General features: G+C 74.3%; 9 protein-coding genes. 6 read left to right on the forward strand and 3 right to left on the reverse strand.

From position 1 onward, the window contains the following. Nucleotides 1-120: 120 nt before the first annotated feature. Nucleotides 121-726: a hypothetical protein gene (locus tag ACFU74_RS17795; RefSeq protein ID WP_380757575.1), complete on the forward strand. Its 606-nt coding sequence runs from the start codon at nucleotides 121-123 to the stop codon at nucleotides 724-726. Nucleotides 727-794: 68 nt separating this feature from the next. Here ACFU74_RS17795 and ACFU74_RS17800 read toward each other — a convergent pair whose 3' ends face one another. After that, on the reverse strand, nucleotides 795-1,883 hold the full coding sequence (locus ACFU74_RS17800; protein ID WP_380757577.1) for a pyridoxal-phosphate-dependent aminotransferase family protein: 1,089 nt from the start codon (nucleotides 1,881-1,883) through the stop codon (nucleotides 795-797). Nucleotides 1,884-1,983: 100 nt separating this feature from the next. Here ACFU74_RS17800 and ACFU74_RS17805 point away from each other — a divergent pair, with 100 nt between their 5' ends. The 5 genes from ACFU74_RS17805 (at nucleotide 1,984) to ACFU74_RS17825 (ending at nucleotide 7,645) form a co-directional block, all read left to right on the forward strand. Continuing rightward, a complete protein-coding gene (locus ACFU74_RS17805) occupies nucleotides 1,984-3,087 on the forward strand; it encodes an amidohydrolase family protein (protein WP_380757579.1) in 1,104 nt (367 codons plus the stop codon). Between the two features lie 73 nt (nucleotides 3,088-3,160). Continuing rightward, nucleotides 3,161-3,838, forward strand: coding sequence for a uracil-DNA glycosylase (locus ACFU74_RS17810; protein WP_380757582.1), 678 nt, complete (start codon nucleotides 3,161-3,163; stop codon nucleotides 3,836-3,838). Nucleotides 3,839-3,962: 124 nt separating this feature from the next. Continuing rightward, nucleotides 3,963-5,069 carry a hypothetical protein gene (locus ACFU74_RS17815; RefSeq protein WP_380757584.1) on the forward strand — a complete coding sequence of 369 codons (1,107 nt, stop codon included), beginning with the start codon at nucleotides 3,963-3,965 and terminating at the stop codon, nucleotides 5,067-5,069. 168 nt (nucleotides 5,070-5,237) lie between these two features. Next, entirely contained in the window at nucleotides 5,238-6,260 is a 1,023-nt protein-coding gene (gene glnII, locus ACFU74_RS17820) for a glutamine synthetase GlnII (protein ID WP_380757586.1), read from the forward strand. A 284-nt stretch (nucleotides 6,261-6,544) separates the two neighbouring features. Further along, nucleotides 6,545-7,645, forward strand: coding sequence for an LLM class flavin-dependent oxidoreductase (locus ACFU74_RS17825; RefSeq protein WP_380757588.1), 1,101 nt, complete (start codon nucleotides 6,545-6,547; stop codon nucleotides 7,643-7,645). Nucleotides 7,646-7,686: 41 nt separating this feature from the next. Here the strand turns inward: ACFU74_RS17825 and ACFU74_RS17830 are convergent, their stop codons facing one another. Further along, the gene (locus ACFU74_RS17830; RefSeq protein WP_380757591.1) at nucleotides 7,687-8,124 is read right to left on the reverse strand and encodes a GNAT family N-acetyltransferase; all 438 of its coding nucleotides are present in this window, start codon (nucleotides 8,122-8,124) and stop codon (nucleotides 7,687-7,689) included. 46 nt (nucleotides 8,125-8,170) lie between these two features. Then, nucleotides 8,171-8,791: a hypothetical protein gene (locus ACFU74_RS17835; protein ID WP_380757593.1), complete on the reverse strand. Its 621-nt coding sequence runs from the start codon at nucleotides 8,789-8,791 to the stop codon at nucleotides 8,171-8,173. Nucleotides 8,792-8,826 lie beyond the last annotated feature (35 nt).

Consider the following 8,826-nt stretch of genomic DNA (forward strand, 5'->3'; position numbering starts at 1 on the left):
TGGAGCCTGCCGGGGGACGGTGAGCCGCGGGTGCCGGGGGAGTGAACGATTCGGGAACAGTGCCGGGCCGAACACCCGGCAACCCTTGCCGGGCGGGACCCGTACTGCTCGGATGTGCCGATGCTCGAACAAGATCAACCGCACACCGGGGAACACCCGGCCGACGCACCCCCGGCGCGCGCCTCCCGCCGCCGGCTCCGGATCGCCCTCGCCGCCGCCGTGGTCGCCGGCGCCACCGTCTTCGGGGTCGCCTTCGCCGACAACTTCGCTGCCTTGGGCGCCTACCGGTACCAGGCGCCGGAGCAGTACGAGGGGCTGCCGCAGGCCGCCGACGGGACCAGGGCCAAGCAGACCGCGCGGATCGGCAGCGACTCCGGCGTCTCGGCCACCACCTACCGCAGCGCGGACGGGCGGCGGATCGCCTTCGTGACCGTCGCCGAGATGCACATCTTCCTGCCCGGCTCGCAGCTCGACGAGGCGATCGCCGGGCAGCGCGCGAACGGCTTCACCTTCACCGACCTGCACGACGTGGACCCGGGTGAGCGCGGCGGCGTGATGAAGTGCGGCCGGGCCGCGTTCGAGGACGGCGAGGTGTCGGTGTGCACCTGGGCGGACGGCAGCATGTGGGCCTCCTTGACGGAGGTCGTCGACGGCGCGGCCGTCGACCCCGATGTGCTGGCCGGCCGCGCCCGTGGGTTCCGCCGCCTCGCCGAGGTGCCCGCCTAGCGCGCTCCGGACGGCGGACCGCCCCGCCCGCTGCGGCGGACGGGGCGGGACGTGGCCTTCCGGCGTCGTCAGGCGGTCGCGGCCCAGGACTGCTCGGCGGCGGTGAGGGCCGGGGTGGCGTCGGCGTCGGTGGCGGTGGCGAGGGCGGCGAGGGTGGCGCGGACGGTGTCGAGGGTGGCGGCGGGGCCGTAGTGGTTGACCCGCAGCATCTCGGCGGCCAGGGCGCCGCCGCCGGCCTGGACCGGGAGGGAGGCGTCGAGGCGGCGCAGCTCGGCGGCCAGGGCGGTGGCGTCCAGGCCGGCCGGGGTGCGCAGGGTGGTGGCGACCGGCGCGGCGTGCGCGTCGGCCGGGACGAACGGGGTGAGCGTGCCGAGCGCCCGGACGCCCGCGCGGGTGGCGGCCGCGGCCGCGCGGTGGCGGGCGATGACGGTGTCCAGGCCGTCCGCCGCGATCCGGTCCAGGCAGGCGCCGAGCGCGAGCATCTCCAACTGGGCGGGCGCGTGCGGCAGGACGGTGCGACCGGCGTCCGTCCAGCGCTCCTTCCAGTCCAGCAGGGAGAGGTAGGAGCGGCGCGGGGCGGCCGGGTTGGCGGTGATCCGCTCCCAGGCCCGCTCGGAGACCGAGACGGCCGAGACGCCGGCCGGCCCGCCCATCGCCTTCTGCCCGCCGATCACGCACAGGTCCACGCCCCAGGCGTCGGTCAGCAGCGGCTCGGCGGCCACCGAGGCGACGGCGTCCACCATCAGCAGTGCGCCGTGCTCCCGCACCGCGGCGGCGATCCCGGCGACGGGGTTGGTGTTCCCGGTGGCGGCCTCGGCGTGCACCAGCGAGACGAAGTCGACGGCCGGCTCGGCCGCCAGCGCCTCGGCGACCTGATCGGCGCTCACCGCGGTGTCGAACGGCACGGCGAGGTCGACGACCTTGGCGCCGCAGTCGCGCAGCCAGTTGCCGAAGGTCTGGCCGTACGGGCCGGTGACGATGTTGAGCGCGGTCGAGCCCGGGTGCGCGGCGCCGCGGATCGCGGCCTCCAGGGGCAGCAGCGCCTCGCCCTGGGTGACGATGACGTCGGCGGTGGTGTGCAGCAGCGCGGCGACCCGGTCCTCGATCGCCGCGAAGTCGGCGGCGGTCAGCGGGGGCAGGTCGAGGAAGGGGCTCACGGTTGCGGGGCCTTTCGGGGAGGGGGCGGCGGGCCGGCGGGAACGAGTCTGCCCCATGTTCGCTGCTTACACGGAACGGCGCCGTCGGTAGAGTGCGGCCATGAGCGATGGCGCGGTGCTGCACGTCCGGGGTCGGGTGCTGGTCGGTCCGGAGGACGTCCGGGACGAACTCTGGGTGGTGGACGGCCGGGTGACCTTCTCCCGTCCGGCCGCCGTCGGCGCCGGTTCCGCCGACGTCCGCACGGTGCAGGGCTGGGTGCTGCCGGGTCTGGTGGACGCGCACTGCCACGTCGGTCTGGACGCGCACGGCGCCGTCGACGCGGCGACCAGCGAGAAGCAGGCGCTCACCGACCGTGACGCCGGCACCCTGCTGATCCGCGACGCCGGGTCCGCCGCCGACACCCGGTGGATCGACGGGCGCGAGGACCTGCCCCGGATCATCCGGGCCGGCCGGCACATCGCCCGCACCCGCCGCTACATCCGCAACTACGCGCACGAGATCGAGCCCGGCGACCTCGCCGCGTACGTGCGGGCCGAGGCCCGGCGCGGTGACGGCTGGGTCAAGCTGGTCGGCGACTGGATCGACCGCGAGCGCGGCGACCTCGCCGCCTGCTGGCCGGGCGACGCGCTCGCCGAGGCGATCGCGGCGGCGCACGAGGAGGGTGCCCGGGTCACCGCGCACTGCTTCGCCGCCGAGTCGCTGCCGGACCTGCTGGCCGCCGGGATCGACTGCGTCGAGCACGCCACCGGCCTGACCGAGGAGCTGATCCCGGCCTTCGCCGAGCGCGGCGTCGCGATCGTGCCGACCCTGGTCAACATCGCCACCTTCCCGCAGTTGGCGGCCGGCGGCGAGGGCAAGTTCCCGGCCTGGTCCGCCCACATGCGTCGGCTGCACGAGCGCCGCTACGACACGGTCGGCGCCGCGCACGACGCGGGCATCCCGGTCTACGTCGGGACGGACGCGGGCGGTTCGCTGGCCCACGGCCTGGTCGCGGACGAGGTCGCCGAACTGGTGAAGGCCGGGCTCACCCCCGCCGAGGCGCTGTCGGCGGCGACCTGGGGGGCGCGCGCCTGGCTGGGGCGCCCGGGCCTGGAGGAGGGCGCGCCGGCGGACTTCGTGGTGTACGCGCACGACCCGCGCGCCGACGTCCGGGTGCTGGCCGATCCGCGCCTGGTGGTGCTGCGCGGGCGCCCGGTGGAGTGAGGGGCGGCGGGGAGCGTCTCGCGTGATCATCTCGGTGAACGGACTGTCGGTGTAGGCCGATAGGGTTACGCCCATGGCACCGCGTCCACTGAACGAGATCGTCGAGCCCGGGTGGGCCACCGCGCTGGAGCCGGTCGCCGGGCGGGTTGCCGCCATGGGCGACTTCCTCCGCGCCGAAATCGCCGCCGGCCGTACCTATCTGCCCTCCGGTCCCAACGTGCTGCGCGCCTTCCAGCAGCCGTTCGCCGAGGTACGGGTGCTGATCGTCGGCCAGGATCCGTACCCGACCCCCGGCCACGCCGTCGGACTGAGCTTCTCGGTGGCGCCCGAGGTCCGGCCGATCCCGGCCAGTCTGATCAACATCTTCCAGGAGTACGGCTCCGACCTCGGCCTCCCGCAGCCGTCCAACGGCGACCTCACCCCGTGGACGCAGCAGGGCGTGCTGCTGCTCAACCGTGCCCTGACCACCGCCCCGCGCAAGCCCGCCGCGCACCGCGGCAAGGGCTGGGAGGACGTCACCGAGCAGGCGATCCGTGCCCTGGCGGCGCGCGGCGGCCCGCTGGTGGCGATCCTCTGGGGCCGTGACGCGCGCAATCTGCGGCCGCTGCTGGGCGAGATCCCGGCGATCGAGTCGGCGCACCCGAGCCCGTACTCGGCGAGCGGCGGCTTCTTCGGCTCGCGCCCGTTCAGCCGGGCCAATGAGCTGCTGGTGCGGCAGGGGGCGCAGCCGGTGGACTGGCGGCTGCCGTAGCAGACGGGGGTCGGCGCGGAGCGCCAGCTTCACCCCAACGGGTGAAATGACGCTCTGTATGACTGATGTGACGGATCGTTTGAGAAGACTGGCGGCTCAGCCATTCAGCCGTGGGGGTACCGCCATGTCTTGTCGACGAATCGTTTCCGCAGCCGCCGCCGTGGTGGCCTGCGCCGTTCTCACCGCGCCGCCGGCCGGTGCGGCCGAGCCGTCGGCGACCGGCCCGGCGACCGGCTCGCCGGCCCCGTCGCCGGCCGCCTCGCCGGGCAAGGCGCGCGCCGTCACCGCCGAACTCGACCTGGACGTAAGGCTGTTGAACAACGCCGTGGACGTCCCGGTCGACGTCGCGCTCAACGAGGTCGAGTCCCCGGCCCGGCGCGAGGGCACCGTCCTCACCGCCGAGGTCGCCGGGGTCGACCAGGCCGGCCCGGTCACCCTGGTCAAGGCGGACGTCGGCAGGTCCGTCACCGAGGTCGACGCCGAGGGCGCCACCGCCTCCGTCACGCTCGCCGACGCCGATGTGCACGCCCCCGGCCTGCCCGCGACCACCCTGCTCGGCCTGGAGGCGCTCAGCGCCACCGCCACCTGCCCCGTCGACGGGAAGCCCACCGCCGACGTGGTCGCGCCCGTCGGGCTCACCGTGCTCGGCAAGCCGGTCACCGTCAGCCTGTACGGGCCGACCGAGGTGGACGTGCCGCTGGTCGGCAGCGTTTCGGTGGAGTTCTCCAAGAGGACCACCACCTCCACGACGGCTGCCGCCTCCGCCCTGGAGGTCCGGGTGTCGGTGGACCCGCTCAACCTCAACGTCGCCAAGGTGACCGGGACCATCACGGTCGCCTCGGTGAGCTGCGAGAAGCCCGTCCCGGCCGGCCCGGCACCGTCCGCCGCCCCTGCGGCCGCCGCCCCGACGGCCACCCCTCCGACCGCCACCCCTCCGACGGCCACCGTGGCGCCCACCCCGGCCGCTCAGCCCGCCTCGGACACCACCCCGTCCGCCACGGCCGCCGCCACAGCCGCCACGGCCGCCACCGCCCGCCGGACCGCGTCCCCCTCCGCCGCAGCCTCCTCCGGCCCCGCCGCCGCGCCCGACGCCCTCGCCGCCACCGGAGGCAACGGCGCCGCCTCCCCGCTCGCCGCGGGCGCCGCCGCCCTGGTCGCCGGAGGCGCCTGCGCCCTCTGGGCCACCCGCCGCCGTCGCGCCGCCGCCCCGGCCCACGCCCGCCGGCACTGACCCCGGTTCCCCACGGGTGCGGGAGTGCCACCTGCGGCACTCCCGCACCGTAACCGTGCCAATGCGGACGGTTGGTTCACATGCGCGTTACATAAGAGGAACAACCGGGAAACGGCGGCTTGCAACGCTACGCGGGCACCCACCACTCAGTTTGCGAGGGACACCGCCGTGGCAATCAAGGCCGAGTACATCTGGATCGACGGCACCAAGCCGACCGCCAAGCTCCGCTCCAAGACTCGCGTCCTGCCGAACGCGGACAAGATCCCCACCTGGGGCTTCGACGGTTCCTCGACCAGCCAGGCCGAGGGCCACGCCTCGGACCGCGTGCTGACGCCGGTGCGCGTCACCCCGGACCCGATCCGCGGCGGCGACCACATCCTGGTGCTCTGCGAGGTCAACGAGACCGACGGCACCCCGCACGAGTCCAACACCCGCGCCCTGCTGCGCGCCGTCGCCGAGCAGTACGAGGCGCAGGAGTCGATCTTCGGCATCGAGCAGGAGTACACCTTCTTCAAGGGCTCCCGCCCGCTCGGCTTCCCCGAGGGCGGCTACCCGGCTCCGCAGGGCGGCTACTACTGCGGCGTCGGCGCCGAGGAGGTCTTCGGCCGCGAGATCGTCGAGCTGCACCTCGACCGCTGCATGGAGGCCGGCCTGGCCATCTGCGGCATCAACGCCGAGGTCATGCCCGGCCAGTGGGAGTTCCAGATCGGCCCGGTCGACGCCCTGACCGTCTCCGACGACATGTGGATCGCCCGCTACCTGCTCTACCGCACCGCCGAGGAGTTCGGCATCGACGCCACCCTCGACCCGAAGCCGGTCCGCGGCGACTGGAACGGCGCCGGCGCGCACACCAACTTCTCCACCAGGGCGATGCGCGAGAACTACGACGCGATCATCACCGCCTGCGAGTCGCTGGGCACCTCCCAGGAGAAGGTCCTGGAGCACGTCACCCAGTACGGCGCCGACATCGAGTCCCGCCTGACCGGCAAGCACGAGACCGCCCCGTGGAACGTCTACTCCTACGGCGTCTCCGACCGTGGCGCCTCGGTCCGCATCCCGTGGCAGGTCGAGGTCGAGCAGAAGGGCTACATCGAGGACCGCCGCCCGAACGCCAACGTCGACCCCTACGTCGTCACCCGCCTGCTGATCAACACCTGCTGCGCCGCCCTGGAGAAGGCCGGCCTGGTCTGATCCCGGCGCGCCACCGGCATCCCCGCGCACTGACGCCCGCAGGGCCTCCCCACCTCACCGGGGAGGCCCTGCGGCCGTTGCGGCGCTCATGGCAGGGACTCTTGATCGTGGTGGGGCGGGGCTGGAGAATGGCGGGCATGGACGATTCCGCCGCCGCTGCTTCCGGGGGCCTCGTGCGACGGTTGCACGTGGACCTGGGGCGGGTGTGGGCGGATGCCTGTTGTCGCCGGTGAGGGTTCCCGGCGTTCTTCCAGGCGGCTCTTCCGGTAGCGGAGTGTGTGTTCATGACCCTGACGTTCCACTGGTTCCTGCCCACCAACGGTGACAGCCGGCACGTCGTCGGAGGTGGGCACGGGTCGACGCCCGGGGCGGCCGGCGGTGATCGGCCGCCGTCGCTGGGGTACCTGGGGCAGATCGCCCGCAGTGCCGAGCAGTTGGGGTTCGAGGGGGCGCTGACGCCGACCGGGGCGTGGTGCGAGGACGCCTGGCTGACGACGGCGATGCTCACCCAGGTGACCGAGCGGCTCAAGTACCTGGTGGCGTTCCGGCCCGGGCAGATCGCGCCGACGCTGGCGGCGCAGATGGCGGCCACGTACCAACGGCAGTCCGGCGGGCGGCTGTTGCTGAACGTGGTGACCGGCGGGGAGTCGGCGGAGCAGCGCGCGTACGGGGACTTCCTGGACAAGGACGGGCGCTACGCCCGCACCGGGGAGTTCCTGTCGGTCGTGCGGCGGCTCTGGGCGGGGGAGACGGTGGACCACGACGGTCCCCATCTGCGGGTCGAGGGGGCCCGGTTGAACCGGCTGCCGGACCCGGTGCCGTCGGTGTACTTCGGCGGGTCGTCCCCGGTGGCGGGCGGGGTCGCCGCCCGGTTCGCGGACGTCTACCTCACCTGGGGCGAGCCGCCCGCGCAGGTACGGGAGAAGATCACCTGGATCCGTGAACTCGCGGCGCGCGAGGGGCGGATGGTGCGGTTCGGGATCCGGCTGCACGTGATCACCCGGGACACCTCGGCGCAGGCGTGGGCGGAGACGGAGCGGCTGCTGGCGGCGATGGACCCGCAGCGCGTCCGGGAGACCCAGCGGGCGCTGGCCCGCAGCGAGTCGGTGGGGCAGCGCCGGATGCTCGCGCTGCACGGCGGCTCGGCGGAGCGGCTGGAGGTGTACCCCGGGCTGTGGGCGGGCGTCGGCCTGCTGCGCGGCGGGGCCGGGACGGCGCTGGTGGGCAGCCACCGGGAGGTGGCCGACCTGGTCACCGAGTACCACGAGCTGGGCGTCGACGAGTTCGTGCTCAGCGGGATGCCGCACCTGGAGGAGGCGTACTGGTTCGGCGAGGGCGTGCTGCCCGTGCTGGCCGCCCGCGGCCTGTGGCGCCGGCCGGCGTGATCCGAAAGGGCGGGTCCGTCGCGGCCGGCCGGCGGCCGGGGCTACTGCTCGCCGAGGACCATCCACTTCTCCGGCTTCGCCACCGCGTCGAAGCCCACCTTGGCGTAGACGCCGTGGGCGTCGGCGGTGGCGAGCAGGATGCGGCGCAGGCCGTCCTCGGCGAGCTCGTCGCGGACGGCGGCGGCCAGGGCGGTGCCCAGGCCCCGGCCACGGGCGGCCGGGGCGATGTAGACGTCGCACAGCCAGGCGAAGGTGGCGTGGTCGGTGACCACCCGTGCGTATCCGACCTGGTCGCCCGAAGCCTCCTCGTAGATGCCGAAGTTGAGCGATCCGGCGATCGCCCGGTCCTGCTTCTCGCGGCTGCGGCCGAGCGCCCAGTAGGCGTCCTGGGACAGCCAGCGGTGGATCAGCTCGGCGTCGAGGAGTGCGGGGTCGGTGGAGATCCGGTAGCCGTCCGGCAGGGCGTTGTCACTGGTCATGACCGGATCCAAGCACCGGACCAGGCCCGCCGACCAGCGGTTTTTCTCAGTGGACGGGTACGGCGTCCTGCGGCAGGGTGTGCCAGTTGGTGACGATCGGCCGGTCGACCGCGGTCGGGCCGACCGGCAGGCTGACCGGGTCGGGGTCCGGGCTGCCGATGCCCACGATGACGTCGTTGAACTCGACGGCCTGGTTGTCCTTGGTGGTCTTCGACATGACGCCCGCGTACGCGGTGTCCGCGCCGCTGAGCTTGATCGGTTGGCTGACGCCCTGCTCGGCCTTGGACGCCTCGATGCCGCCCGAGCCGAAGGCGATGACCGGGGGCCGGGGCGGGAGGGTGCAGGTGACGCCCGGCTTGGCCTTGGCGGAGATCAGGATGTAGCCGCCGGCCTGGGACTCCGTCCTGGCGGTGAGGACGAGGTCCTTGGCGCCGCAGGTGCCCGCGGGCGGGGCGTCGGCGGGCTTGGCGGTGGCGGTGGCCGTGGTGGTGGCGGGGGTCGACGGCTTCGCGGTGGCGGTGGCGGTGGCGGTGGCCGTGGTGGTGGTGGCGGCGGTGACGCTCGGCGCGGGCGCGGCGGTGTCGCTGTTCTCCGGTCCGCACGCGGTGGCGGCGACGGCGAGCGCCGCGACGGCGACGGCGGTGAGAGCGAGGCGGCGCGAACGCATGCGGGGTCCCCCAGAGTCGTGGTGCGCCGGTGCTC

The sequence above is a fragment of the Kitasatospora sp. NPDC057500 genome (genome assembly GCF_042802195.1).
Taxonomy (GTDB): domain Bacteria; phylum Actinomycetota; class Actinomycetes; order Streptomycetales; family Streptomycetaceae; genus Kitasatospora.

Coding starts and splice junctions, on each gene's coding strand:
- ACFU74_RS17795 (WP_380757575.1), top strand. CDS start 121: ATGCTCGAACAAGATCAACCGCACACCGGGGAACACCCGGCCGACGCA.
- ACFU74_RS17805 (WP_380757579.1), top strand. CDS start 1,984: ATGAGCGATGGCGCGGTGCTGCACGTCCGGGGTCGGGTGCTGGTCGGT.
- ACFU74_RS17810 (WP_380757582.1), top strand. CDS start 3,161: ATGGCACCGCGTCCACTGAACGAGATCGTCGAGCCCGGGTGGGCCACC.
- ACFU74_RS17815 (WP_380757584.1), top strand. CDS start 3,963: ATGTCTTGTCGACGAATCGTTTCCGCAGCCGCCGCCGTGGTGGCCTGC.
- ACFU74_RS17825 (WP_380757588.1), top strand. CDS start 6,545: ATGACCCTGACGTTCCACTGGTTCCTGCCCACCAACGGTGACAGCCGG.
- ACFU74_RS17830 (WP_380757591.1), bottom strand. CDS start 8,124: ATGACCAGTGACAACGCCCTGCCGGACGGCTACCGGATCTCCACCGAC.
- ACFU74_RS17835 (WP_380757593.1), bottom strand. CDS start 8,791: ATGCGTTCGCGCCGCCTCGCTCTCACCGCCGTCGCCGTCGCGGCGCTC.